The sequence below is a fragment of the Bacillus kalamii genome (genome assembly GCF_047238185.1).
Lineage (GTDB): Bacteria > Bacillota > Bacilli > Bacillales > DSM-1321 > Bacillus_AD.
The window spans coordinates 1,332,981-1,358,306 of the sequence record NZ_JBDFMI010000001.1; the positions used below are offsets into that span (position 1 = coordinate 1,332,981).

26 protein-coding genes are annotated in these 25,326 nt (G+C 41.5%); 25 read left to right on the top strand and 1 reads right to left on the bottom strand.

The features are described 5' to 3' along the window. The first annotated feature begins 54 nt into the window (after nt 1-54). The 14 genes from ABC357_RS06660 (at nt 55) to ABC357_RS06725 (ending at nt 12,956) form a co-directional block, all read left to right on the top strand. On the top strand, nt 55-1,314 hold the full coding sequence (locus tag ABC357_RS06660; protein WP_412886749.1) for a tetratricopeptide repeat protein: 1,260 nt from the start codon (nt 55-57) through the stop codon (nt 1,312-1,314). A gap of 71 nt (nt 1,315-1,385) precedes the next feature. Beyond that, a complete protein-coding gene (locus ABC357_RS06665) occupies nt 1,386-1,931 on the top strand; it encodes a ReoY family proteolytic degradation factor (protein WP_412886750.1) in 546 nt (181 codons plus the stop codon). A 175-nt stretch (nt 1,932-2,106) separates the two neighbouring features. After that, nucleotides 2,107-2,565 carry a YpiF family protein gene (locus tag ABC357_RS06670; protein ID WP_412886751.1) on the top strand — a complete coding sequence of 153 codons (459 nt, stop codon included), beginning with the start codon at nt 2,107-2,109 and terminating at the stop codon, nt 2,563-2,565. A 163-nt stretch (nt 2,566-2,728) separates the two neighbouring features. Beyond that, nucleotides 2,729-3,235, top strand: a complete 507-nt coding sequence (locus ABC357_RS06675; protein WP_412886752.1) for a QcrA and Rieske domain-containing protein — start codon at nt 2,729-2,731, stop codon at nt 3,233-3,235. Between the two features lie 3 nt (nt 3,236-3,238). Then, nucleotides 3,239-3,913, top strand: a complete 675-nt coding sequence (gene qcrB, locus ABC357_RS06680; RefSeq protein WP_412886753.1) for a menaquinol-cytochrome c reductase cytochrome b subunit — start codon at nt 3,239-3,241, stop codon at nt 3,911-3,913. A gap of 61 nt (nt 3,914-3,974) precedes the next feature. Further along, nucleotides 3,975-4,742: a menaquinol-cytochrome c reductase cytochrome b/c subunit gene (locus tag ABC357_RS06685; protein ID WP_412886754.1), complete on the top strand. Its 768-nt coding sequence runs from the start codon at nt 3,975-3,977 to the stop codon at nt 4,740-4,742. A 115-nt stretch (nt 4,743-4,857) separates the two neighbouring features. Next, nucleotides 4,858-6,188 (top strand): IS3 family transposase gene (locus ABC357_RS06690; RefSeq protein ID WP_412886755.1). Its coding sequence is split into 2 segments (ribosomal slippage): nt 4,858-5,242 and nt 5,242-6,188, totalling 1,332 coding nucleotides; the frame shifts between segments, so codons are not numbered across the junction. Nucleotides 6,189-6,460: 272 nt separating this feature from the next. Further along, the gene (locus ABC357_RS06695; RefSeq protein ID WP_412886756.1) at nt 6,461-7,129 is read left to right on the top strand and encodes a response regulator transcription factor; all 669 of its coding nucleotides are present in this window, start codon (nt 6,461-6,463) and stop codon (nt 7,127-7,129) included. A 1-nt stretch (nt 7,130) separates the two neighbouring features. After that, nucleotides 7,131-8,516, top strand: coding sequence for a sensor histidine kinase (locus ABC357_RS06700; RefSeq protein WP_412886757.1), 1,386 nt, complete (start codon nt 7,131-7,133; stop codon nt 8,514-8,516). A gap of 117 nt (nt 8,517-8,633) precedes the next feature. After that, nucleotides 8,634-9,734 (top strand): ABC transporter permease, encoded by a 1,101-nt coding sequence (locus ABC357_RS06705; protein WP_412886758.1) that lies wholly within the window; start codon nt 8,634-8,636, stop codon nt 9,732-9,734. Continuing rightward, on the top strand, nt 9,734-10,435 hold the full coding sequence (locus tag ABC357_RS06710; RefSeq protein WP_412886759.1) for an ABC transporter ATP-binding protein: 702 nt from the start codon (nt 9,734-9,736) through the stop codon (nt 10,433-10,435). Before ABC357_RS06705 ends, ABC357_RS06710 begins: the two co-directional genes overlap by 1 nt. A gap of 336 nt (nt 10,436-10,771) precedes the next feature. After that, a complete protein-coding gene (lhaT, locus tag ABC357_RS06715; protein WP_412886760.1) occupies nt 10,772-11,362 on the top strand; it encodes a lipoprotein heptaprenylglyceryl N-acetyltransferase LhaT in 591 nt (196 codons plus the stop codon). A 66-nt stretch (nt 11,363-11,428) separates the two neighbouring features. After that, the gene (locus ABC357_RS06720) at nt 11,429-12,220 is read left to right on the top strand and encodes a sporulation protein YpjB (protein ID WP_412886761.1); all 792 of its coding nucleotides are present in this window, start codon (nt 11,429-11,431) and stop codon (nt 12,218-12,220) included. Between the two features lie 55 nt (nt 12,221-12,275). Next, nucleotides 12,276-12,956: a zinc metallopeptidase gene (locus ABC357_RS06725; RefSeq protein WP_412886762.1), complete on the top strand. Its 681-nt coding sequence runs from the start codon at nt 12,276-12,278 to the stop codon at nt 12,954-12,956. A 68-nt stretch (nt 12,957-13,024) separates the two neighbouring features. Here ABC357_RS06725 and ABC357_RS06730 read toward each other — a convergent pair whose 3' ends face one another. After that, nucleotides 13,025-13,897: a YitT family protein gene (locus ABC357_RS06730; RefSeq protein ID WP_412886763.1), complete on the bottom strand. Its 873-nt coding sequence runs from the start codon at nt 13,895-13,897 to the stop codon at nt 13,025-13,027. 359 nt (nt 13,898-14,256) lie between these two features. Between ABC357_RS06730 and ABC357_RS06735 the strand changes: the two genes are divergently transcribed. From ABC357_RS06735 to dinG, 11 genes are all read left to right on the top strand, one after another. Beyond that, nucleotides 14,257-14,598 carry a nucleotide pyrophosphohydrolase gene (locus tag ABC357_RS06735; protein ID WP_412886764.1) on the top strand — a complete coding sequence of 114 codons (342 nt, stop codon included), beginning with the start codon at nt 14,257-14,259 and terminating at the stop codon, nt 14,596-14,598. Nucleotides 14,599-14,600: 2 nt separating this feature from the next. Further along, nucleotides 14,601-15,401 carry a 4-hydroxy-tetrahydrodipicolinate reductase gene (dapB, locus tag ABC357_RS06740; protein ID WP_412886765.1) on the top strand — a complete coding sequence of 267 codons (801 nt, stop codon included), beginning with the start codon at nt 14,601-14,603 and terminating at the stop codon, nt 15,399-15,401. 19 nt (nt 15,402-15,420) lie between these two features. Further along, nucleotides 15,421-15,816, top strand: a complete 396-nt coding sequence (mgsA, locus tag ABC357_RS06745) for a methylglyoxal synthase (RefSeq protein WP_412886766.1) — start codon at nt 15,421-15,423, stop codon at nt 15,814-15,816. Nucleotides 15,817-15,829: 13 nt separating this feature from the next. Then, nucleotides 15,830-16,543 carry a bacillithiol biosynthesis deacetylase BshB1 gene (gene bshB1 / locus ABC357_RS06750; RefSeq protein ID WP_412886767.1) on the top strand — a complete coding sequence of 238 codons (714 nt, stop codon included), beginning with the start codon at nt 15,830-15,832 and terminating at the stop codon, nt 16,541-16,543. After that, nucleotides 16,540-17,685 (top strand): N-acetyl-alpha-D-glucosaminyl L-malate synthase BshA, encoded by a 1,146-nt coding sequence (gene bshA / locus ABC357_RS06755; protein WP_412886768.1) that lies wholly within the window; start codon nt 16,540-16,542, stop codon nt 17,683-17,685. The genes bshB1 and bshA overlap by 4 nt, the downstream gene beginning before the upstream one ends. Continuing rightward, nucleotides 17,675-18,871 carry a CCA tRNA nucleotidyltransferase gene (locus ABC357_RS06760; protein WP_412886769.1) on the top strand — a complete coding sequence of 399 codons (1,197 nt, stop codon included), beginning with the start codon at nt 17,675-17,677 and terminating at the stop codon, nt 18,869-18,871. The genes bshA and ABC357_RS06760 overlap by 11 nt, the downstream gene beginning before the upstream one ends. Further along, nucleotides 18,856-19,830 (top strand): biotin--[acetyl-CoA-carboxylase] ligase, encoded by a 975-nt coding sequence (locus ABC357_RS06765; RefSeq protein WP_412886770.1) that lies wholly within the window; start codon nt 18,856-18,858, stop codon nt 19,828-19,830. Before ABC357_RS06760 ends, ABC357_RS06765 begins: the two co-directional genes overlap by 16 nt. Nucleotides 19,831-20,181: 351 nt before the next feature. Next, the gene (panB, locus tag ABC357_RS06770; protein ID WP_412886771.1) at nt 20,182-21,015 is read left to right on the top strand and encodes a 3-methyl-2-oxobutanoate hydroxymethyltransferase; all 834 of its coding nucleotides are present in this window, start codon (nt 20,182-20,184) and stop codon (nt 21,013-21,015) included. Further along, nucleotides 21,015-21,860 carry a pantoate--beta-alanine ligase gene (gene panC / locus ABC357_RS06775; RefSeq protein ID WP_412886772.1) on the top strand — a complete coding sequence of 282 codons (846 nt, stop codon included), beginning with the start codon at nt 21,015-21,017 and terminating at the stop codon, nt 21,858-21,860. The genes panB and panC overlap by 1 nt, the downstream gene beginning before the upstream one ends. Before the next feature lie 29 nt (nt 21,861-21,889). After that, nucleotides 21,890-22,273 carry an aspartate 1-decarboxylase gene (gene panD / locus ABC357_RS06780; RefSeq protein ID WP_412886773.1) on the top strand — a complete coding sequence of 128 codons (384 nt, stop codon included), beginning with the start codon at nt 21,890-21,892 and terminating at the stop codon, nt 22,271-22,273. Nucleotides 22,274-22,489: 216 nt separating this feature from the next. Next, nucleotides 22,490-25,294, top strand: coding sequence for an ATP-dependent DNA helicase DinG (dinG, locus tag ABC357_RS06785; RefSeq protein ID WP_412886774.1), 2,805 nt, complete (start codon nt 22,490-22,492; stop codon nt 25,292-25,294). The last annotated feature ends 32 nt before the right edge of the window (nt 25,295-25,326 follow it).

Genomic DNA, 25,326 nt, shown 5'->3' on the forward strand with positions numbered 1-25,326 from the left:
GGGATCGACAATTGAACACTACAAAATAGAAGCCGATGGCAGGGAAGGATATATATGATAACAGTTGATAAAGTAATAGAAAAAATAAATAATGGCGAATTTGAAGAAGCATATAAACATATACATACAATACAAAACAGCGGACTTGAAGAAGATATATTTGTATTGGCAGAAAAACTTTCCGAGATGGGATTTCTTGAACAAGCCTCTGCGCTTTATGAGCAATTATTGGCAACGCATCCCGATGAAGGCGAATTATTATTGTCGCTCGCAGAAATACAAATTGAAATGGACCATGAGGATGAAGCGCTTGAGCTGGTGAAGAAGGTTGGAAAAGAAGACCCTGTTTATCCAAGTGCCCTGCTTTTGGAGGCGGATCTGTATGCTCTGACTGGAATGGAAGAAGTGGCATACAACAAATTAAAAGAAGCAAAAAAAATCATGCCCGATGAACCGTTGATTGATTTCGCCTTAGGTGAACAATGTTATATGCAAGGAAGTTTTTTAGAAGCAATCGAGTGCTATCAAAATGTTCTTAATACAGAAAAAGAAGTGGCCGGGATTAGCATTCACCAGAGAATAGCTGAGTCATACAGCAATATGGGCCAATTTGAAGAAGCATTGCCATACTATGAAAAAAGCTTGAAGCAGAAAACGGAACTGCATACTTTGTTCCAATACGGGTTGACAGCATTCCAAGCAGGTCAGTACCAGACAGCTGTTGACAAGTTTACGGAATTGAAGGAAATGGATCATGAATACCATTCCCTCTATTTATATCTTGCATCTTCATATGAGCAATTGAACGATTATAAGAATGCATACAACACCGTCAAAGAAGGAATTAAACAGGATGAATTCAATAAAGAACTTTATTTTAAAGCGGGAAAAATGTCATTGAAGCTGCAGAAAGAAGAGCAGGCGGTCTCTTATTTCCGTGAAGCAATTGCTATTGATCCAGGTTATTTGGAAGCAAACATTACTCTTTCCAAATTCTTAATAGCGAAGGAAATGTTTGAAGAATGCATTGAAACAATTGAAAGTGTACAGGAATATGGTGAAAATGATCCTCAGTTTGCTTGGCTGCTAGCGTTGAGCTATAACGGGCTTGAGGAATACGGCCGAGCAGAAAGTTGTTATAAGGAAGCTTATGAAACATATAAAGAAAATGATGATTTTCTTCGTGATTACGGATATTTTTCAATGGAAGAAGGAAACCGGGCAATGACTCTCGAACTATTTAAGAAATTGCTTGAAAATGATCCTTGGAATGAAGAATACCTTTCTGTTATCGAACAGTTTGAGAATAGGTAAAAAAGGTTGAATAAAGCTGGCAAGGCTGCATGGATACCAATCCAATTAATTCTGCAGAGGAGGGAAATACAATGGCAGCCCCTGTTTCTGTTAATGAGAAAAAGGAATTTATCCGATGGTTTCTCAACCATTACCAGTTAAAAAGACGTGAATGTGTTTGGATTTTAAACTATTTGATGAGCCATGACCAGTTGATGAAAAATGTGCACTTTGTGGAAGATGCGCAATATTGTCCACGAGGTCTTGTGATGGCAGCTCATTGTGTAGAAGAAGCTCCGTTCAAGTTTTATAAATCGAATGTCATGACAACAGATGCGGAGAAATCCTTCCATGATATCCGGTTAAACCGCGATGAAGATATTTATATTACCCTGCATTTCCGTTCGGCATATTCTTCATATCACTATGCAGCAGTATTGGAGAAGAATCCCTACCTTCCAGAGAAGGCGGAAAGCAATGAAAAAGACAAGATGATCGCGGAACAATTGCTTGAGCAATCATTGACACAGTATCAGCAAAATCTTTTATTGCAGCAAATTGACGATGCGCTGGACCGTAATGATATTGATGCGTTCAAACAATTGACCGACCGTCTAAAACAATTCCAGTCAAAATAAATGAGTAATGAGCCTTTTCATGGCAGCATGAAGGGCTCATTTTTTGTTTCTTTTTCTTTTACTATTTTGGCATAGCACCAAGAAGGAAAACTATTTTTCTTTCTTGATAATAATATATTTTCTGGATAGAAAGTGTTATTATGGAATTGTTTTACAATGTCAGGAGGGAAACTTTATGAAATGGACAGCAAAAGACGTGGAATTGTATTTGAATACGAAAGAATACGTAGACACCGCTATCATTCCCTTAAACGGGATCGATTTTCAGGAACAGGCCATCATGAGCGGCTCCATGCATGAATATACCGCTATCATAGTGCAGGAAGTGGAAAGGCAGTTTAAAGGAAGAGTCCTCTTGCTGCCGCCATTGACATATAGTATGGAATGGGACGAAGTGAAAAAAATACACTTTTTCACAGAGTGGCTCGATACATTAAAAAAACAGGAGATTCCGTTTATCTTTTTTATCACTTGCGATACAGAGTGGAAGAAGGTAAGCGCTGGCATGTCAGATCATCTAATAACAGTCCCTTTGTTGCCGTTGGATACGATGGAAGATGAGTATAAGCAGGACCTTATCGGAGGGCAGGTAAAAAAAGTATTGAATACGATCATTGACTCCTGGGCAAATTGATTATTTATGGAAAATAATACATATGACACATTCTTGCCATTTATTGTGTTATCAGAATATTGACCAAATATTCATATTGATATAAGATTGTAATGTCCTAGTTTTATAGAATAATTTGGTAAAGATGGGTAGTATTAGTTTTTTGACGGAAGGGGGAAAATGTATGAGCAAACAACGTGTTTCCAGACGTCAGTTCCTTAATTATACTCTAACTGGAGTAGGCGGTTTCATGGCTGCTGGAATGCTGATGCCAATGGTTCGCTTCGCCGTTGATCCCGTTTTGAAAACGGATGCAAAAGGAAGCTTTGTGGCTACAAAGTTGAAGGAAAGCGAATTGACTGAAGAGCCGCAGCGTGTGAATTTCAAGGTTGACCAAGTGGATGCCTGGTATGAATCCGAAGAAACGCGGACGGCTTGGGTGTATAAGAAATCAGATGGTGAAATCGTTGCGCTGTCACCTGTCTGCAAGCATCTTGGCTGTACGGTCGATTGGAATACGGACAAGAATAACCCGAACGAGTTCTTTTGTCCTTGCCATTATGGCCGCTACAAGAAAAATGGCAAAAATATTCCTGGTACACCGCCGACCGGACCGCTGGATATGTACGAAGTTAAGGTGAAAAAGGGAATTCTTAATTTAGGACCGATCATCCCTAATAAGGAGGTGTAATCTTTGCTGAACAAAATATATGATTGGGTCGATGAACGATTGGAAATTACGCCGTTATGGCGAGATGTGGCTGACCATGAGGTACCTGAGCACGTCAATCCAGCCCACCATTTTTCTGCTTTTGTGTATTGCTTCGGAGGTTTAACTTTTTTCGTTACAGTCATTCAGATACTATCAGGGATGTTTTTGACCATGTATTATGTACCTGATATCAAAAATGCCTGGGAATCCGTTTATTATCTTCAGAATGAAGTTGCATTCGGACAAATTGTCCGCGGGATGCACCACTGGGGTGCCAGTCTGGTTATAGTCATGATGTTTTTACATACTTTACGTGTATTCTTCCAAGGAGCTTATAAAAAACCGCGTGAACTGAACTGGATCGTAGGCGTACTCATTTTCTTCATTATGTTAGGTCTCGGTTTTACAGGTTACTTATTGCCTTGGGATATGAAAGCGCTGTTCGCAACAAAAGTTGGTTTGCAAATTGCCGGTTCCGTACCTTTGATTGGCGAGCAGATCAAGATCCTGCTGGCGGGCGATTCGACTATTATCGGAGCCCAGACATTGACTAGGTTTTTTGCCATCCATGTATTCTTTTTGCCGGCAGCATTGCTTGCTTTAGTGGCGGCGCACTTCCTGATGATTCGTAAACAAGGTATTTCCGGACCGTTGTAAAATGTTAGAATGTTTTGATTTTAATTAATAACCTTTTATGAACAAAGGAGGGGATTATCCTATGCATCGCGGTAAAGGGATGAAGTTCGTAGGGGACTCTCGTGTCCCAGTTGAACGAAAACCTAATATTCCAAAGGATTATTCGGAATATCCCGGGAAGACGGAAGCTTTTTGGCCAAACTTTCTACTGAAAGAATGGATGGTTGGAGCTGTTTTCCTGGTAGGTTTTTTATGCTTGACGGTTGCACATGAGCCTCCGTTAGAAAAGATGGCAGATCCATCTGCCAGTGGATATATTCCACTGCCTGACTGGTACTTTTTATTTTTGTATCAGTTGTTGAAATACTCGTATGCTTCAGGACCGTACAATATCGTCGGTACTTTGATTATTCCTGGCTTGGCATTCGGTTCCTTAATGCTTGCGCCTTTCTTGGACCGGGGGCCGGAACGGCGTCCTTCCAAGCGGCCATTTGCAACTGGCTTTATGCTGTTGGCGATCGTGGCGATTTTTTATCTAACTTGGTCTTCTGTTGCCCATCATGACTGGGCAGCTGCCAAAAAACAGGGTGAAATCGTCAAAGGCCCAGAGATCAATAAAGATGATCCTGGCTACCAAGTCTTCCAGGCTCAGAGCTGCATTGGCTGCCATGGCACTAATTTAGAAGGTTCTGCTATGGCTCCGAAACTAAGCGGCACAGGTTTGCCTGCCGATGAAGTGGCTAAGATAGCCAAAGAAGGTAAGGGATCAATGCCTAAAGATCAGTTTAAAGGCACAGATGAGGAATTGAAAAGCTTGTCCGAGTTTATTGCCAACTTAAAAGACAAATAAGAAAAAAAGCCGATGATGCCTTAAACTGTACCCTATAAGATAGACACTTTAAAAAAGTCTATCTTATAGGGTACTTTTGTTTATAATGAGAAAAAAGATATCGGAGCGGGATGAAATGGCAAAGAGATATTTTACTAAAAAAGAACAAGAACAATTAAAATGCAATCCGTATGTGCAAGCAGTTAGTGAGAAAGCAATTACGTATAGTGATGAATTTAAACGTCACTTTATTGCGGAAAATGAAAAAGGTAGATTACCAAGAGAAATTTTTGAAGAGGCCGGCTTAGATGTTGAATTAATCGGTATAAAACGAATCCAATCTTCAGGGAAACGTTGGCGATCTGCTTATCGCCGAGCGGGGATAGAAGGTTTACAAGATACACGGAAATTGAATTCAGGCACACCATCTGAGCGTGAATTGACATTGGAAGAGAAAATTGCACGATTAGAGGCGAAAAATAAATTATTACAAGCAGAGAATGAACTCTTAAAAAAGCTCGATCTACTCGAAAGGCAGATGTTGAAGAAGAAATCATAATCCCAACAAAATTAAGGTTTGAACTGATTTACAAAACGATCCAAAAGTATAAATTAAAACGACTCGTTAATTATTTATGTGAACTAATGAGTGTATCACGTTCAGGCTACTACAATTATTTTAGTAATCACTCGGTTCAAAAAAGGATGGAACGTGAATTAGCAGATGAAGCAGTGAAAGAAATCATTTTAAAGGCGTATCAATTCAGAGGACGTAAAAAAGGAACACGCCAAATAAAAATGACATTACAAAATCAATATGGGATTACGTATAACTTAAAACGTATTCGCCGCATTATGAAGAAATTTGACATCATCTGTCCGATTCGAAAAGCAAATCCAGCGCGACGTATGGCAAAAGCGACAAAAGAACATCGCACGTGTCCAAATGAACTACAACGCAACTTTAAACAAGGTGTGGCAGGAAAAGTATTATTGACGGATATTACGTATTTAACGTACGGAGGCGGTAAACGTGCTTATTTATCCACGATTAAGGACGCAGAAACGAATGAAATTTTGGCGTATGAAACGTCGTCTTCGTTAAGTTTGGACATTGCCCTCGATACGCTTCGTAAATTGAAGAAACACCGCCATTTAACAGAAGATGCCTTTATTCATTCAGATCAAGGGTTCCACTACACCAATCCACACTATCAAAAACTTGTGAAGAAAATGAAATTAGGACAATCTATGTCACGTCGCGGGAACTGTTGGGATAATGCCCCCCAAGAATCATTCTTTGGACATTTTAAAGATGAAACGAGTATAAAAGAATGTCAAACACTAGAAGAAGTAAAGCAAGAAATTAAGAGTTATATGATTTATTACAATCATTATCGGGGGCAATGGAACTTGAAAAAGCTGCCGCCTGCAAAATACAGACAGCAGCTTCTAGAAGTTGCCTAGCTTTTTTCAAAATGTCCTTTACAAAGGGTACAGTTTACCTAGTCATCGGCTTTTTTGATATGTTAGATGGTTGTTTTCCAGTAACGGGAAGGGACATTCTATAGTGAGTTGGGGATAACGGTTTAAGAAGGAATTCTTAGGACTTATTCGGAGAGGAGTTTCTTTTTAGGTTATGGTTGTTTTATGATGGAATAGAGGATGTAGAATTCTTATTTTCAAGTTGAAAAGAGAGAAATACATAAAGATAACCTGAAAGGAAGAGGAATGCAGCAATGATGAACATTTTAGTAGCGGATGATGACCGCCCAATCCGAGAATTAGTGGCACAATTCCTTAGAAGTGAAGGATATAACGTTTTTGAAGCAAGTGATGGACAAGGGGGGATGGAAATTCTAGAGGAAAAAACAGTCCATTTAGCGGTGGTCGATATTATGATGCCCAACAAAGATGGCTATCAAATGTGTAAAGAAATCAGGGAAGATTTCGATATACCGGTAATTCTTTTAACGGCAAAGGATCAATTAATAGATAAGGAGAAGGGTTATCTGGTAGGTACAGATGATTATTTAACCAAACCGTTCGAACCAAAAGAGCTATTGTTTCGGATTAAGGCGTTGCTGAGAAGATACGAAATGGCAAGCGCCGAAAAAATAAAAATGAACCAAGTGGTTATCGACCGTAAAAGTTATGAAGTCAATTGTCATGGAAGGATTTTAATGCTTCCAATGAAGGAATTTGAATTACTCTATCAATTGGCAAGCTATCCAGACCGTGTTTTTACTCGTGAAGAATTAATAGAGTTAATTTGGGGGCAGGATTTTGAAGGGGATGACCGAACTGTTGACGTACATATAAAACGCTTGCGTGAGCGTTTTGCACAGTATGATGATTTTAGAATTCAAACCGTTCGCGGTGTCGGCTATAAAATGGAGGTATCGTGAAGTGAAGACGCTGTACCATCGGATCATAGTGACGACATTTGTCGTCATGCTGGGGAGTTCGACATTAGCATTTATTATTTCCAATGCCTATTTTCAATACAATCTTAAACCGCAGAATGATAAGAAGGTTACAAGAATGGCCAGTGATATCGCTGATTTTTATCATGATAATCCAGAGGTATCCCCCCGTGATTATTTCGATAGTGTCGGAAAATTGGGTTATCAGTTGTATTTGACCGGTAAAGACAATGAAGGAACCTTTTATGGAGGATCATTCAGGGTAAAACATATAGACCAGAAGGTGATTTCTAAAGTCATTTCTGGAGAGATCTACCATGGAATAGCTAATTTTCCTTCCAGTGTCTTTATTACTGGTTTCTTTGATAATACGCTTGCAAATACTGTTGGCGTACCAATTACAATCGATGGGCAAAAGTATGCATTGTTTGTCCGCTCCGATACAGAGGTGCAATTTGGCGAGCTGCGCGTGTTTTTTGCTTTGTTGATGGCTTTGACAGCTATTTTTAGCATAATGGCATTTGTAGTGAATACACGGTACATTGTCAAACCAATCACAAAATTAACGGCTGCAACAAAAAAAATTGCAAAAGGCCAGTATGATATTCAACTGCAAGTAAACCGGAATGATGAAATAGGCGCTCTTGGCGAACAGTTTTCTAAGATGGCCAATGAATTAAGGCAAGTGGAGGCCATGAGGCAGGAATTTGTTTCAAATGTTTCACATGAAATCCAAACGCCTCTCTCATCCATAAAAGGGTATGCAAATATGCTTCAAGATGACCAAATCAATGATGAACACCGAAAAAAATATCTGTCCATCATTGAGTCCGAAAGTGCCCGGCTGTCACAGTTAAGCAGGCAATTGCTTGTCCTTGCATCGCTTGATAAGGAAGATCATTATCTGGATAAAAGAGAATTTAATTTGTCTGATCAGATCAAACAGGTAGTCTCAATGACAGAATGGGCTTGGCGGGATAAAGAAATGATGCTCGAACTTGATTTGGAGCCCGTCACATACAAGGGAGACCAACAATTGCTTTATCAGGTTTGGGCGAATTTGATAACAAACAGCATTAAATACAGCAATGAAGGGGGCAGTCTCTATCTTGCTGTCCGATCGCTCAAAGGCTCTTGCTCTGTTGTGATTAAGGATACAGGAATCGGCATATCTAAAGAAGAGCTTCCGCATATATTTACCCGGTTTTATAAAGCAGACAAGGCAAGGAGCCGAAGCAATGAAAACAGCAGTGGATTGGGGCTTGCTATCGTCAAAAAAATCATCGATTTACATGGCGGCCAAATATTAGTTGATAGTGAATTAGGCAAAGGAACAACCTTCCAAATCCTTCTGCCTAAATGTAACTGACCGTTCATGCTCCGTTCATATTCAATTTATATACTGTAGTCAAGTTAGAAAATACTACTTTTTATAAAGCAGTGCACTTACTTGAATGTATATAAATAGAAATGGAGATGAATATGCATGTTTCTGGCAATCAGAGAAATGAAACATAGTAAATTCCGATATCTATTAATCGGATTAATCATGGTGCTGATTTCGTTTCTTGTCTTATTCGTAACTGGGTTGGCAAATGGATTATCGGCAGATAACGCATCCGCACTTCAAGAAATGAAGGCAAGCCACTTTGCGGTGGATAAAAATGCCGACCAACGCTTAACCCGTTCCCAGATTTCAGAAGGGCAAAAAGCCAAACTTGAGAAAATGGCTGGAAAAAACAATGCGGTACCGTTGAATGTATCGATGACAACTGTTACAAAAGGATCTAAAAAAATGGATGCCACCTTTTTTGCTATCGATACGAACAGTGATTTAATGCCAAAAATCACTGAAGGAGAAGGGATAACCAATTCAACCAAAAAGGAAGTCGTGGCTGATGCTTCTCTAAAAGAGTCCGGATTAAGGATTGGCGATAAAATAAAGGATCAACGAACAGGTAAGGAATTTATGATCAGCGGTTTTACAGAGAATGCCTCTTTTTCACATTCTCCCGTTATATTCATGAACTTTGATGAATGGCAGCAGTTACAGCAAAGCCAAACAGTCCAAGGGCAGGATCAAATGGTTAACACTGTTGTTCTTCAGATTAGTGATGAAAAAGCCGACAAGCTGGCGAAAGAGAATAAACATATTGAAATCATTACAAAGGATCAGGCACTTAAGGGCATTCCGGGTTATTCGGAAGAACAAGGGTCACTATTAATGATGATTGCCTTTTTATTCGTCATAGCTGCATTTGTGCTGGCTGTATTCTTCTACGTGATTACGATCCAAAAATTAAACCAGTTTGGCGTTTTGAAGGCGATTGGGGCAAAAACAAAGTATTTGGCTGCAAATTTGATTTCACAGGTTTTATTAGTCACTGTTATTTCATTGGCTGTCAGTATCGCGTTAACCTATGGAGTAGCATACTTGCTGCCGGCATCCATGCCTTTCCAGTTAGGCCTGTCTCTAGTCGGTTGGTGTTCATTGTTATTCTTGTCAGTATCGATAATCGGTTCGTTGATTTCGCTCTATAAAGTGGCGAAAATTGATGCAATCGAAGCTATTGGGAGGGCTGCATAATGTCTGCGAAATTAGTATTGGAGCATGTGACGAAAGAATATGGCGACGGCCAATCAACCATCAAAGTGTTGAATGATGTCAATCTTGAAGTGAAAGAAGCGGAGTTCATTGCGGTGGTTGGCCCATCCGGATCCGGAAAAAGTACATTCCTATCTATCGCGGGAGCTCTATTATCACCTACCAAAGGATCTGTTCTATTGGACGGTAAGGAAATACAGCACATGTCAGATAAACAATTGAACGATATGCGCTTAAGCCAAATTGGTTTCATTTTTCAATCGGCTAATTTGATTCCATATCTGACTGTCAAGGATCAGTTGTTATTGATCAGTAAACTGGATGGGGAAAAATCCCGAGATGCTGAAAAGAGGGCTGATGATTTAATGCAACGGCTCGGTTTGGCCCATCGCCAACACCAATACCCTGAAATGCTGTCAGGAGGGGAACGCCAAAGAGTTGCAATTGCCCGTGCATGGATGAATAATCCAGAAATCATTCTAGCGGATGAACCGACTGCCAGCTTGGATTCAGAACGTGGGCGAGATGTTGTGGAGATGCTTGCCCAGGAAGTAAAGCGGAGCAAAAAAGCTGCAGTCATGGTTACCCATGACCATCGTATGCTTGATTTATGCGACCGTGTCCTTTACATGGAAGATGGACGACTTACACCATACGATCCAGAAAAAATAGAAAAGCATTAAAGTAAAGAGATAACCAGAAGCGGAAAGCGCGCCTACTCCCGAAAAGGGTGAGATCTCGAGGGGGTGGAGCTTGCAGCTGGTTGAAAATAAACTTTCAATTGAAAGTTTTATAAAAATCCAAACAATGTGAAAGTGTGTTTTGATTCATTCAAAGCACACTTTTTTTCTCCTTTTAATCGAAGACAAACGGGTTCCGGTTGGCGATGGAACTAATTTGGTATATTATGCAAGTAGGCTCAATCTTCATTTAGGGGCTTAGATAGGAGTATAGGATGAAAGAGAGAAAATCTAAAGGGGAATAATGAAAGGAATAATTCGTGGAAAGAGGTTGGCTGTATGACGTTGATTTATACTGTGTTAAGGAAAAAATCAGTAGTTTGGCTGTTGCTGGTTATCAATATAGTGGGCACTGTGTACGGATATTACTGGTATAAGGATCAATTAGCCTTCAGCAAGGGCATTTTTATGCCATTTATCCCTGACAGTCCAACGGCCTGTTTATTTTTTGTTTTAGTATTGATCGCATTTTTGCTGGGGCGGAATTGGGGATTGTTCGAAGCGCTGGCTTTGTCTTCTTTATTCAAGTATGGGGTCTGGGCGGTAATCATGAACCTATTGATGTTAAAAGTCACCGGGTCCCTGCATTGGATGAATTATATGCTGATGTTTTCCCATTTGGCTATGGCTATACAAGGGTTGCTTTATGCGCCGTTTTACCGGATAAAGCCATGGCATTTGGTTGTCGCAGCCATTTTTACTGTACATAATGAAATGATCGACTATGTTTTTCAACAAATGCCTTGGTATGGGGATTTGGATATCTATTTAAGGGAAATTGGCTATGGAACTTTTTGGCTTAGTATTGTCTCCTTGTTTATCTGTTATTATGTCGGAATGAAATTGCCACGCTGGAAATTGAAATTCTAGCATTTGATTTGGTCTACTCTTGTCCTTCCTTTCATATAAGTAGAATGAAAGAGGAGGGACGCAGAAATGCCCAAAAAAAGGATTGTTGTCGTTTTGCTTGTTTTTCTAACGTTATTGCCAAAAGTCGATGTCAGTGCCTCTTCGCAATTGGAAATATTCGATAAAAAAAGTGATGAAGCATTGCAATTGGCAAAATTGCAAAGGTATGAAGATAGCCTAGCTGTTCTACAGAGCTATTCGGATGGATCTGTCGGAAAAATTGCCAAGCAAGCAGGGTTAAGCAAAGAGGTGCAGGAAGTTGTGGATGCCGCTTATGTTCAAGCGGTTGAAAGCTTGCAAAATAATAATGTGGAAATGGATGGAAAAGTAACCTCGCTTACTCGCCTCCGGCTAGCTGCTGATGCTGCCCATTCTGTCCGCCATCCATTATGGACGGAAATGGAAGGAGAAATGATGGAAACGTTTAACCAAGCGAAACAAGCATTGGATGAAAAAAATAAGCAGCAATTCAATCAATCGCTTAATTCACTGATGCTTCAATACAGTCTCATATATGATGGGATGAAAGTGAATTTAAATAAAGAAACCATCCAAAGCCTTGACCAGCAGTTTGCCTATCTGGATGCGTTTCGGCCGCAATTGTTAAAGCAGGCCCCAAATCAAAAGGAACTGAGCACGTTACAGTATGATATGAAAACCATTTTCGATAAAATGAAAGAAGATGATGCGGATCCATCTTTATGGTGGGTTATTTTCACAACCGGAGGGATCATCATTTCCACATTATCTTATGTAGGTTGGAGAAAATATAAAGGGACGAAGGAAAAGGTTAAGGGAGAAAATGATTTGAATGATTGACATCATGAATACTTTATTACTAGAATAGTGTTAATATCTTTTTTAGGAGGTTACAATGGGTAGCTATCTAATTTACTTGGCGATCATCATTTTGATTCCAATCTATGCACAAGCTAAAGTAAAAGGAACATATAATAAATACTCTAAGGTTGCTTCTTCAACCGGAATGACTGGGGCTGAGGTAGCAAGAAGGATACTGGATGAAAACGGCCTTTACAATGTTCATGTGGAAGAAACAAGAGGGTTTTTAAGTGACCACTACGACCCGCGCTCGAAAGTAGTACGGCTATCCTCAGGGAACTACCATGGCCATTCATTGGCTGCTACAGCCGTATCTGCCCATGAAGTCGGACATGCCATCCAAGACCAACATGATTACGCATTCCTTCGTTTTCGTGCAGCGATGGTACCGGTAGCCAACTTTGGCTCTAATATCTCATGGGTACTGCTCTTGATTGGCTTTTTAGCTAACATTACAGGATTGGTTTTGCTGGGAATCTTTGCGATGCTTGCAGCAGTGTTATTCCAGGTAGTCACACTTCCTGTTGAATTCAATGCTTCGAGCAGGGCTATGGATCAGGTGGTTTCATTGGGGATCATCTCGAACCGCGAAGAAAGAGAAACGAAGAAGGTCCTGAATGCAGCGGCAATGACGTATGTTGCAGCAGCAGCAGTAGCCATTTTGGAATTAGTGAGATTGGTATTGATTTATACCGGCATGACTAGAGACGAATAGACCTGTATATATGCAAAAAGCCTGCGGCCATCCAAGTTAGGATAGTGCAGGCTTTTTTGTTCATGCATTTACCGCTCAATCGGATTTTTGTTTTCATCGAGGGTGAATCCTTCACCGAGCACATCATGGACAATCGAAACCGAAACAAATGCATGCGGATCAACTGCCATGATGCAGTTGCGAAGGCGGACAATTTCATTCTTGCCGACAACGCAATAAAGCACTTCACGGTCTTGTTTGGAATATGAGCCATATCCCTTTAGGACAGTTACTCCGCGTTCCATTTCCTTCATGATGGTATCAGCAATTTCATTGTTCTTTTCAGATATGATCATCGCTCCACGCGCTGCATAAGAACCTTCCTGCATGAAGTCAATTAAGCGGGCGCCGATGAATACTGCAATCAATGTATACATGCCTTGGCGCAGTGATAGGTATGTGACCAAAGAGAGAGTGATAACGCATGCATCAAACATAAACATCGTTTTTCCCATTCCCCAGCCTACATACTTATGGACAAGCCGGGCGATAATATCCACGCCTCCAGTAGTCCCTCCATACCGGAATATGATTCCTAGCCCAATACCGATAAAGCTTCCTGCAAATAATGAAACAAGCATCAAGTCATTTTCCAACGGGATATGGAATTGATATTTTTGGAAAATCCATAACCAAACAGATAATCCAACCGTTCCAAGTATGGTATAAATAAACGAAGTCCTTCCTAAATACTTCCATCCGATGAAGAATATCGGAACATTCAGTATGATGTTCGAATAGGAAGGGTCGATTTTAAACAATTGATACAGAATAAGGGTAATCCCTGTAAAGCCGCCTTCCGCCAAATGATTCTGCATGTTGAAATGCACAAGGCCGAACCCAAAAATGCCGGCGCCCAAAATAATAAAAAAGATGTTTTTGAATCGTAAACCAAATACCATAGACATTACCTCCTGACCGTCAACGTTGCAATGCAATACGATCATCATTATATAGGAAAAAACATGAAATAGCCAATGCGAGGGGTCACTTGGTTGTGGCGCCATACATATTGCCTGCCGCTGCTTGGCTCTTTCTGGGCAGTTTATGCATATGTAACTGAAGAAATAGAAAAAAGAATCTTACTATAGTTTAAGGATTATTGCATATTTCATGCGTTACGTTCTTAAGTTGGTGTGAAGATTTGCTATAATGGTCATGGATGCTTTTCTTTCGTAAGAGGGATTCTGAATAGAGAATGCGAATAAGAATAAGATGCACCGGATTTGGGTTTTATTTCCGGTTGAAAAGGGTGTTTAATATGGCGAAAAGCATGGAGGAATTACAAAAAGAAGTAGATGAATATATCGGCCAGTTCAAGGAAGGATATTTCAGCCCATTGGCAATGCTAGCCCGAATGACTGAAGAACTCGGTGAATTGGCCCGGGAAGTGAACCATTATTATGGTGAGAAGCCTAAGAAAAAGAGTGAAGGTGAAAAGGAAATAAAAGAAGAAGTAGGCGATATGCTATTTGTTCTTATTTGCTTTGCGAATGCTCTTCAAATAGATTTGGCTGAAGCCCATGATCTTGTCATGGAGAAATTTCGAACACGCGACAAAGATAGATGGACAAAAATAGAAGATGGGAAAGGATTGAGCTAATAGTGGAAACAGTAAGAATCATTGTGGCCGGCCCAAGAGGGCGAATGGGACAAGAAGCGGTTTTACTCGTACATAATACCGAAGAATTTGAATTAGCTGCAGTAATCGACAGGCAAAATAATGGAATGGATCTTGCTGAAATCAATGGTTTCGAAGGAATTGCCGCACCGATCTACAGTGATATCGACCAATGCTTGTCAGAAGTGGATGCTGATGTATTGATTGATTTGACAACTCCTGAAGTTGGCATGAAGCATACTGTTTCAGCTCTTTCACATGGAGTCCGCCCGGTTGTTGGAACAACAGGTTTTACAAAGGAAAACCTAGCTGAATTGGATGCTCTGTGCGAAGAGAAAGGACTAGGATGCATTATTGCGCCGAATTTCGCTGTTGGAGCAGTTTTGATGATGAAGTTTTCTCAAATGGCTGCTAAATATTTCCCGGATGTTGAAATTATCGAAATGCACCATGACCGTAAGCTGGATGCGCCATCAGGCACTGCAGTCAAAACAGCAGAAATGATTGCAGAAGTGCGTGAAACGAAAGAGCAGGGTCATCCGGATGAAAAGGAATTGATGAAAGGAGCAAGAGGAGCCAATTTAGATGGCATGCATATACATAGTGTCCGATTGCCGGGATTGGTTGCCCACCAGCAGGTTATGTTCGGAGCCGATGGGCAAACTCTTACATTGCGCCATGATTCCTATAACAGGGCTTCATTCATGTCAGGGGTCAAGCTTGCGGTCAATGAAGTAATGAAAATCCAGGTACTTGTTTACGGACTTGAAAATATTATTGATTAATTCAAGGGAGTGAAGCTTCATGAATATCGCCTTAATAGCACATGACCAGAAAAAAGAGGACTTGGTAGGATTTGTGACAGCCTATCAACATATTTTTAAGAAACATACTTTATTCGCTACAGGAACGACCGGCTTACGTATACAGGAGGCCACAGGACTTCCAATCACCCGGTTCCAATCAGGGCCGCTCGGTGGAGATCAGCAGATAGGGGCCAGGATCGCTCAGGATGATATGGATATCATCCTGTTCTTCCGCGATCCATTGACTGCACAGCCGCATGAACCTGACGTCTCTGCACTTATTCGTTTGTGCGATGTGTATTCAGTACCCTTAGCGACCAATATGGGGACAGCTGAAGTACTCATCCGCGGTTTGGAAGAGGGAGATATCGATTGGAGACAGATTAAAAAGTAAGGTGAGATAGAATATGCATACAGATATAGACATCCTTGCGTTCGGAGCGCATGCCGATGATGTAGAAATCGGCATGGCTGGCACGATCGCCAAGTACACCAAACAAGGGAAAAAAGTGGTCATTTGCGATTTGACCAAGGCGGAGATGTCCTCTAACGGGACAGTCCAGCGCCGATTAGAGGAAGCGGAAAAGGCGCGGAATGTACTCGGTGTGGAGGAGCGGATCAATGCGCAACTTCCGGATAGGGGGCTATTCCTGACAGACGATCATATAGCTGTAGCTGCCAGTGTCATCCGAAAATATAAGCCTAAGATCATATTTGTTCCGTATACAGTTGACCGCCACCCAGACCACGGGAATTGCGCCAAAATTGTGGAGGAAGCTTACTTTTCGGCAGGAGTGCGCAAATATGTGGACAAGGAAGACCAAGCGCCTCATAAAGCGGAAGCCCTATACTATTATATGATTAACGGATTCCATAAACCGGATTTTGCCATTGATATATCAGCACATATAGATGAAAAGATCAATAGTCTTAAATCCTTCAGAAGCCAATTTGAAATAAATGATAACAGTTACCAAACCCCTTTGGTCGGCGATTATATCGATAGTGTCGTATCGAGGGAAAAAATGATTGGAAAAGAAGTAGGCGTCAACTATGCAGAGGGTTTTTTCAGTACTAAGCCACTTTTACTTTCAAATGATTTATTAGGAGGAATCAAATGAGTTTAAATATAGGAATTATCTGTTACCCTTCAGTAGGGGGTTCGGGAGTAGTGGCAACAGAATTGGGAAGATTGCTTGCGGATAAAGGCCATAATATTCATTTTATCTCAAGTTCGATGCCGTTTCGTTTGAAAAAAGTGCATCCCCGCATTTTCTTTCATGCAGTTGATATGAATTTTTATTCTGTTTTTCAGTATCCGCCCTACGACCTGTCGTTAGCAAGCAAAATTGCCGAAGTGGCCAAGCGTGAAGAACTGGATATCCTTCACGCCCATTATGCGATTCCACATGCAGTTTGTGCCATTTTGGCAAAACAAATGGTGGACCATGAACTCAAAATTGTAACTACTCTGCATGGTACGGATATTACCGTACTTGGACTTGAACATAATATGCAATCGCTCATTAAATATGGAATAGAGAAATCCGATTATGTGACTGCTGTATCCGATGCATTGGTTGAAGAAACAAAGGAATTAATCCAGCCTGATAAAGAAATACATACTGTGTATAACTTTATTGATGAAAATGTTTATAAGAAACAGCCGTCAAGCTCATTGAAAGCCGATCTTGGGATGAGCGACGAGAAAGTGCTCATACATGTTTCCAACTTCCGTGAAGTGAAACGGGTCCATGATATAGTCCGCGTTTTTGCCCAAGTTCAACAAAGAGTCCCTTCTAAACTGATGCTCGTTGGCGATGGCCCAGAAATGACATCCGTTTGTGAATTGGTCGATGAACTGGGGATCCGTGATTCAGTATTGTTCATGGGCAAGCAGGATAATTTACAGGAATTATACAGTATAGCCGATTTGATGCTCCTTCTTTCTGAAAAAGAAAGTTTTGGGCTTGTTTTATTAGAAGCAATGGCATGTGGTGTGCCTTGCATTGGAACAGATATAGGCGGGATTCCCGAGGTTATAGAACATAACCGCACAGGATTCATTTGTGATTTAGGGGATATAGACCAGATTGCGGACCACGCGGTACGTTTGTTGATGGATGAAGAAATGCATGCCCGTTTTTCAGAGGCATGTATGGACAGTGTCCATAACCATTTTAAATCTCACCGAATTATTGAACAGTATGAAGGCATATATCACTCCTTGCTGTCTGGAACGGAAGTGGGAAATGTTGAATGATTTGTTTCTGAAGGCAGTGCCGCTGCTTAAAGCGATTGAGGCAAGAGGATTTGAAGCAGTCTTTGTCGGAGGGTCTGTCAGGGACTATATTCTTGGCAGGGACATCCATGATGTTGACATCGCTACTTCCGCGCTCCCTGAAGAAGTAAAAGCCATTTTTCCTTCCACCATTGATATCGGCATCCAGCATGGGACTGTCATGGTCCTGTACGGGGGTGATTCATATGAAATAACAACCTACCGTACAGAGGGTGAATATAGCGATTTTAGAAAACCGAATGAAGTCACGTTCATCCGTTCGTTAAAAGAAGATCTGAAACGTCGTGATTTTACGATGAACAGTATGGCTCTGGACAAGGCTGGCGAATTATATGATCCGTTCGGCGGCAAGAAGGCTATTCTGGAAAAGAGGATAGATACCGTCGGAAAGGCGAGTGAGCGATTCAGCGAGGATGCATTAAGAATGCTGAGGGCTCTGCGGTTTGCAAGCCAGCTGTCTTTTTCGTGTTCAGGTGAAATAGTGCATTCTTTGAAAGAAAACCATGCCCTGCTTGATCATATTTCCGTCGAAAGAATCACTTCGGAATTTGAAAAATTGATAGATGGCAGAAATGCCATTCAAGCCTTCAAATTGTTGATTGAAACGGACCTGTATATGCATCTTCCCGGGTTTGCCAAAAAGAAAGAGGCGCTAATAAGCGCTTCTCAAATCCCATTTCATCATTTATCGACTGTGAATGAAAAGTGGGCCATCCTTCTGTACAAGATGGTACAAAGCGATGAGGTGGAGTCTCTATTGCGGCAATGGAAACTTCCGGTCAAACAAATCCGTACAATACGAACGATTGTCCAATTGCTGGAAGAGTCATTTTCCGGGGACCCCTACAGCATGATCATGAAAGGGATTGAAGCTTCTCAAAGTGCAATCCGCATCAATTGTCTCCTTAAGAATGAAAAGGAAGATGAAGCACTTGCCCATTTACAAAAGAAGTGGCAGGCTTTGCCGATTCGTTCCGCCGCTGAACTGGCTGTCAACGGCAGAGACTTGATTGAATGGTCTGAAAAGAAACAAGGGCCGTGGATGAAGGATGTCCTGCATGAACTCGTGAAACGGGTTGTGGAGGGCCATGTGGGCAACACGAAAGAAGAGATCTTCAGGGAGGTGCGGAAATGCAATCTCATATAAGGAAAAAATTAATTGAAGCTCTATCCCAAGGAGATCAATATGTATCAGGGCAGCACATTGCTGAATTGACGGGAGCTACCAGGACTGCTGTTTGGAAACATATCGAAGATCTTCGTAAGGATGGGTATGAAATTGAAGCTGTCAGACGTAAAGGCTATCGCATTATTTCCGTTCCTTCTGCCATGTCAGCGGACAGTATCCGTATGCACATTCAAAGCGATGTATTTGGACAATTGATCGATTATGAGGATTCAATTGGTTCCACACAAAAAAAAGCGATTGAAATGGCCAATGAAGGCGCGCCGGAAGGAACGATTGTCGTCGCGGATGAACAAACAGGCGGGAGAGGCCGTATGGCCAGAAAATGGCATTCTGCGAAGAGAACCGGCATTTGGATGAGTGTATTGGCAAAGCCGAATATTCCGATACAGCAAGCCCCACAGTTGACTTTACTGACTGCAGTCGCAGTAGTGCAGGCAATAGAGGATGTAACTGGTGTCCAAGCTGAAATCAAATGGCCTAATGATATCTTGATCAAGGGCAAAAAAATGACAGGCATATTGACTGAAATGCAGGCTGAGGCGGATGGCATACATTCGATAGTGATTGGCATCGGGATCAATGTCAATCAATCCATTGAGGATTTCCCGGAAGAACTTCAGGAAAAAGCCACTTCCCTTCGAGTTCAATGTGGACAGATGGTATCCCGTGAAGCGCTTATCGGAAGCGTCTTGAAAAGATTTGAATCATTGTACCAAATCTATCAATCAAAGGGTTTTAAAGTGATCAAAACCCTTTGGGAAAGCTATGCGGTTAGCATCGGCAAAACAATCACAGCTACCACTCTTCAAGCGAGGGTGACCGGCATCGCAATGGGGATAACCGATGAAGGTGTCCTTCTCATTAAAGACGGGAGTGGAACCGTCCATTCGATTTATTCAGCCGATATTGACATTTAACTATTCAATGAAAAACGGGCTGGAACAAAAGCTAGGCCAAACTGTTATCGGTTCGGCCTAGCTTTTGTTATGTATAGGAATCGTAATGAGGGTAAGCAATTGATATAGCCATTTTTTCGGTTGATTGTTATACTGAGTGTGGGCAGTATCAAAAATTGAACTGCACCTAGCGCTGTTTGTCTGTTTAAAATGTACATGACAAGTCTGCCTAGATCCGTTTAAAGGACAAGGACAGAGGGATGAAACGTATGCTTTTGGCCAACAATCCTTCTGTTTTGCAGAAGGTTTTTTTGTTGCATAAAGCGGCATAGTTTTGTTTTATCTCCTCTCATCAAAAAGGAGGAAGGAATTATGAAACTCAGTGGAAAGTTCATGAAAATGAAGGAACGCAATGAAAAGATTGTAATGCTGACGGCTTATGATTACCCATCGGCATTGCTTGCGGAAGAAGCGGGGGTGGATATGATCCTCGTCGGTGATTCCTTAGGTATGGTCGTACTCGGATATGATTCTACTATACCGGTAACTGTTGAGGATATGATCCACCATACGAAGGCGGTCAAAAGAGGAGCGAAGTCTACGTTCACTGTGACAGACATGCCATTCATGAGCTATCATTTATCCATTGACGAAACCCTGAAAAATGCAGCACGCATCATGCAGGATGGGCAAGCGGACGCTGTAAAAGTCGAGGGCGCTGGTGAAGTGCTGTATAAGATAGAAGCCTTGACGAATGCAGGAGTTCCAGTTGTTGCCCACTTAGGGCTGACACCCCAATCCGTAGGTGTGCTGGGAGGTTATAAAGTACAGGGGAAAAATGCAGAAGAGGCCAAAGCGCTGATTGAGGACAGCAAGAAATGTGAGAAGGCTGGTGCAGTGGCTTTGGTGCTGGAATGTGTGCCTCATCAGATAGCAGCAAAAATTAGCGAAGAATTAAACATCCCGACCATCGGCATCGGTGCCGGAATAGGTACAGACGGCCAAGTGTTGGTTTATCATGATGTCATTCAATACGGAGTGAAGCGATTGCCAAAGTTCGTTAAGCCTTTTGCGGATGTGAATGAGAAGATTCTTTCAGGGCTGACAGCTTATGTGAATGAAGTTAAATCAGAAAAATTCCCATCTTTAGAAGAATCTTTTTCCATGAAAGAGGAAGAGCTTACGACACTATATGGAGGCAAATAATGAAAATAGTAACGAAAGTCAGAGATATACAGAGTGATATGATGCTGTTGAAGAACAATGGCATGAGAATAGGTTTTGTTCCGACAATGGGCTATCTTCATGAAGGCCATGAAGCATTGTTGGCGGAAGCCAGAAGGGAAAATGACATTGTTGTGCTGAGCATTTTTGTGAATCCTCTTCAATTCGGGAAAGATGAAGATTTGGAGAAATACCCGCGGGATATTGTAAGGGATGAACAAGCAGCCCAGAAACACGGTGTTGATTATATATTCTATCCAACCGTCCAAGAAATGTACCCCGATCATATGTCGGTCGGTGTAACCGTATTTAGAGGAACAGATGTATTATGCGGGAAATCACGGCCAGGGCACTTTGATGGAGTAGCGACTGTTTTGACGAAACTATTCAATATCGTCCAGCCAAATAAGGCTTATTTTGGAATGAAGGATGCACAGCAAGTCGCAGTCGTAAAAGGCATGGTACGCGATTTCAATATTCCCGTAGAAATTGTTCCGGTCGATATTGTCAGGGAAGAGGACGGCTTGGCCAAAAGCTCCAGAAATGTTTATTTATTGCAGGAGGAACGGCAAGAAGCCGCTCAATTATTCCAAAGTCTTCAATTGGCTGTGCGCTTGATTGAGGAAGGGGAAAGAGAGCCGGCCAAGGTGATTGCAACCATTAAACACCATATAGAACAAAATACAGCCGGTAAAATTGATTATGTGGAAATTTACAGCTATCCGGCTTTGGATGCAGTGGAAAAGTTGAAGGGTGAAACCATTATTGCCATTGCTGTCCGTTTTGCTCATGCAAGATTAATAGATAATGTAACCATACAACTATAAGTCGTAACAGAACTGAGGGAGGAATCACAGTGTTTCGGACAATGATGAAGGGGAAAATCCATCGCGCTACAGTAACGGAGGCAAACCTCAATTATGTCGGCAGTATCACAATCGATGAGGATATTATTGATGCGGTGGATATGCTGCCCAATGAAAAAGTGGCTATTGTAAATAATAATAATGGTGCCCGTCTGGAAACGTATATAATTGCGGGTGAACGTGGCAGCGGTGTTGTCTGCCTAAATGGGGCAGCGGCCCGGCTAGTCCAACCGGGAGATGTAGTCATCATTATTTCGTATGCCATGTTAACAGAGGATGAGGTACAGAGCCACCGACCGAGAGTAGCAATCATGGGTGAAGGAAATAAGATCGAACAGATGATGAACCACGAACCGGAAGCGACGGTCCTATAAAGATTTGGATGGATCGTTAAACTTTATAATGCTTTATCGAAGCTGACTGCATTGTATTAAAGCCTTATAATCTGTATTATAGATTATAAGGCTTTAAACGCTTTGCGGCCGGCTTTTTAAGCTTGCCATATGATAGAAATATTAGATTGCTGTTTTAGAGCGGAAGGCTAAGAAAGCCCTCAATTAGGACAGCCAGCGATTTTGAGGTGTACATTCATGACGCAACGTTATGTTGTTGTGGATCTAGAAACTACCGGAAATGCGGTGAAGAAAGGCGATAAAATCATTCAGTTTGCAGCAGTGGCTATTGAGGATGATTGTATTGTTGAAACGTATTCCACATTGATTAATCCACAACAACCCATATCACCATTTATAGAAGAATTGACAGGAATTAAAGAAGAAGACGTGGTCGGCGCACCACTATTTGAAGATGTCGCGCCGAAAATTATGGAGTGGCTGCGGCATTCCACTTTTGTGGCGCATAATGTATTGTTTGATCTCACGTTTTTACAGGATCAATTACAAGAGGCTGGTTACCATGGTTTTTACGGCTCGACCGTGGATACTGTGGAACTGGCAAAAATCATGCGGCCATCTGCAACAAGCTATAAATTATCACACCTTGCGGAAAGGGAAGGATATGAACATGACCGTCCACATCAAGCGGATAGTGATGCTTATGTGACAGCAGAGTTATTTCTTTTATTCAAGAAGGAATTGAGCGACTTGCCGCTTGTCACCTTGAAGCAGATGCATAAGTTATCTTATTCATTAAAGAGTGATTTGAATGAATTGCTCGAGCATCTTTTGCAGCAAAGGATGACTAAGAGCCCTATCCATCATCCATATTTATTGATCAATAAAGGGATTGCTTTCTCCAAGCCGGAGCAGGAAGCTATTTTAATGGAGAATGATGGACAAGTCTATCCTGAAAACGATATAGAGAAAATAGAGTTGCTTTCGGACGCTTTTCGGCCTTTTGAATTGCGTGAAGACCAGCTGAAAATGATGGATCTTGTTTATAAAGCGATGAATGATGGGCAAATTTCTTTGATTGAAGCGGGAACAGGGCTGGGAAAAACGATCGGATATTTAGTGCCGGCTGCTTATTACGCGATACAGCATTCTGAAAGCATTATGATCAGCACATATACGATTGATTTACAGAATCAGCTTTTACATAAAGAACTCGCTAATTTGAAGCGGATTTTGCCATTCCCTGTCAGGTCTGTTGTTCTTAAAGGACGTGCAAATTATTTATCATTGGCCAAATTTGACCGTGCATTAAGAGCCAAGGATGATAACTATGATAGTGCATTGACAAAGATGCAAATACTGGTTTGGCTGCTTCGGACTGAAACAGGCGATAAAGATGAACTGAATCTTTCCAGCGGAGGGGAGCTTTTTTGGGAGAAGCTCCATTGTGCACCCGGCCTTGCAAGCGAACACCAGAGTGCTTGGGAGCACTATGATTTTTATGAGCGGGCCATAAAAAAAGCGGCTGGAGCGCATATCATCATTACGAATCATTCCTATTTGATGTCTGATTATTTTTCCAAGAAAGCTCCACAGCTGCAGTCAACTACATTGATCATTGATGAGGCCCATCACTTAGAAAATGCCGCATTAAAGCATCTGGGTGCTTCCATAGATTATGTAAGTATTAAAATGATGATCAATAAAATGGGGTCATTGGACCACAACCAATTATTATTCAAACTTGAAAAAATGATCCTTGACATTAATGATGGCCAAAAAAAGACCATCGGAATGCTTGATCGGCTTGTGCAGGAATCGATTTATGAATTAGAGCAATTTTTTCAGCTGCTATCGATTGTATGCGAACAGGCAGGGACGAATCAAGCTGCTAAACAGGCAATGCCATTGCAGACAATTCTTGAAGGAAAGAAAGAGGCACAGCCATTATTTATGCTGGCGGAGCGTCTGGCAGAGCATTTTAAGCGTGTTGCTTCGATATTAACTGAGCAAGTTCGGTATATTATGGAAAATGGGCAGCCTGGAAAGGTGCAGCTGTATTATTTAACTGAAATAGAAAATATCGCTTCGTCACTGATAGAATATGGCCGTTTGTTGAGAGAATTCATTATGAACAATAAAGAGGATGTTCTCTATTGGGTTGAGTGGAACAGGAATAGCCCAAGCCAGTATGTCTATTTATTTTCACAGCCGATATCTGGAGGAAGCGAAATGTGGCACCGCTATTTCTCTAAACTGCGCTCGGCGGTATTGACCTCTTCTACATTAACTGTAAAAGGGACATTTGACTATATGGAGAAGAAGCTCGGCCTAAATGGGCAAAAGGTGGAAAAGGCGATTTATCCTTCTCCTTTCGACTATGAGAAAAAAGTGAAATTGCTTGTTGCGGATGATATACCGGATGTGAGCACAGTGACGGCAGATCAATATGCTTCCCATATCGCCTCGTATATCGAAAAATCTGCAATCGCAACGAAAGGAAGAATGCTCGTTCTGTTCACGTCCCATGAAATGCTGAAGTTGACCAATGATCATTTAAGGCAGAATCAGGAGCTTCTCGACTTTACTATTCTATCCCAGGGAATTTCCAGTAAAAGTAAAACACGGCTTATTAAGTACTTTCAAAACTATGATAAATCTATCCTATTAGGGACTGCGAGCTTTTGGGATGGCTTGGATTTGCCGGGAGAAGCGCTGCAATGCCTGATGGTAGTGAGGTTGCCGTTTTCTCCTCCCAATGAACCGATTACGGAAGCAAGGTTGAAGAAGTTAAAAGAGAAAGGGGAAAACCCATTCCTTTCTTATTCATTGCCTGAAGCGATCGTCCGTTTTCGCCAAGGATTTGGACGATTGATCAGGACTGCCGAGGATAAAGGGGTATGCATTATTTGCGACCGCCGCATCCTTTCCGGTTACTATGGGGAAGATTTCCTTCGGTCCATCCCGAAAGTGGAAGTGGAGACGACCGTTGAAAATCAATTGCAGGAAAAAGTGAAAGCTTGGCTCTATGGATCTAAATGATGAAGTGGTGATAAGGAAAGGGAGTAGGGAGG

Excerpts from the sequence above, each read along its gene's own strand:
- ABC357_RS06660 (WP_412886749.1), top strand. The coding sequence starts at position 55 with ATGATAACAGTTGATAAAGTAATAGAAAAAATAAATAATGGCGAATTT.
- ABC357_RS06665 (WP_412886750.1), top strand. The coding sequence starts at position 1,386 with ATGGCAGCCCCTGTTTCTGTTAATGAGAAAAAGGAATTTATCCGATGG.
- ABC357_RS06670 (WP_412886751.1), top strand. The coding sequence starts at position 2,107 with ATGAAATGGACAGCAAAAGACGTGGAATTGTATTTGAATACGAAAGAA.
- ABC357_RS06675 (WP_412886752.1), top strand. The coding sequence starts at position 2,729 with ATGAGCAAACAACGTGTTTCCAGACGTCAGTTCCTTAATTATACTCTA.
- ABC357_RS06685 (WP_412886754.1), top strand. The coding sequence starts at position 3,975 with ATGCATCGCGGTAAAGGGATGAAGTTCGTAGGGGACTCTCGTGTCCCA.
- ABC357_RS06695 (WP_412886756.1), top strand. The coding sequence starts at position 6,461 with ATGATGAACATTTTAGTAGCGGATGATGACCGCCCAATCCGAGAATTA.
- ABC357_RS06705 (WP_412886758.1), top strand. The coding sequence starts at position 8,634 with ATGTTTCTGGCAATCAGAGAAATGAAACATAGTAAATTCCGATATCTA.
- ABC357_RS06710 (WP_412886759.1), top strand. The coding sequence starts at position 9,734 with ATGTCTGCGAAATTAGTATTGGAGCATGTGACGAAAGAATATGGCGAC.
- lhaT (WP_412886760.1), top strand. The coding sequence starts at position 10,772 with ATGACGTTGATTTATACTGTGTTAAGGAAAAAATCAGTAGTTTGGCTG.
- ABC357_RS06720 (WP_412886761.1), top strand. The coding sequence starts at position 11,429 with ATGCCCAAAAAAAGGATTGTTGTCGTTTTGCTTGTTTTTCTAACGTTA.
- ABC357_RS06725 (WP_412886762.1), top strand. The coding sequence starts at position 12,276 with ATGGGTAGCTATCTAATTTACTTGGCGATCATCATTTTGATTCCAATC.
- ABC357_RS06730 (WP_412886763.1), bottom strand. The coding sequence starts at position 13,897 with ATGGTATTTGGTTTACGATTCAAAAACATCTTTTTTATTATTTTGGGC.
- ABC357_RS06735 (WP_412886764.1), top strand. The coding sequence starts at position 14,257 with ATGGCGAAAAGCATGGAGGAATTACAAAAAGAAGTAGATGAATATATC.
- mgsA (WP_412886766.1), top strand. The coding sequence starts at position 15,421 with ATGAATATCGCCTTAATAGCACATGACCAGAAAAAAGAGGACTTGGTA.
- bshB1 (WP_412886767.1), top strand. The coding sequence starts at position 15,830 with ATGCATACAGATATAGACATCCTTGCGTTCGGAGCGCATGCCGATGAT.
- bshA (WP_412886768.1), top strand. The coding sequence starts at position 16,540 with ATGAGTTTAAATATAGGAATTATCTGTTACCCTTCAGTAGGGGGTTCG.
- ABC357_RS06760 (WP_412886769.1), top strand. The coding sequence starts at position 17,675 with ATGTTGAATGATTTGTTTCTGAAGGCAGTGCCGCTGCTTAAAGCGATT.
- ABC357_RS06765 (WP_412886770.1), top strand. The coding sequence starts at position 18,856 with ATGCAATCTCATATAAGGAAAAAATTAATTGAAGCTCTATCCCAAGGA.
- panB (WP_412886771.1), top strand. The coding sequence starts at position 20,182 with ATGAAACTCAGTGGAAAGTTCATGAAAATGAAGGAACGCAATGAAAAG.
- panC (WP_412886772.1), top strand. The coding sequence starts at position 21,015 with ATGAAAATAGTAACGAAAGTCAGAGATATACAGAGTGATATGATGCTG.
- dinG (WP_412886774.1), top strand. The coding sequence starts at position 22,490 with ATGACGCAACGTTATGTTGTTGTGGATCTAGAAACTACCGGAAATGCG.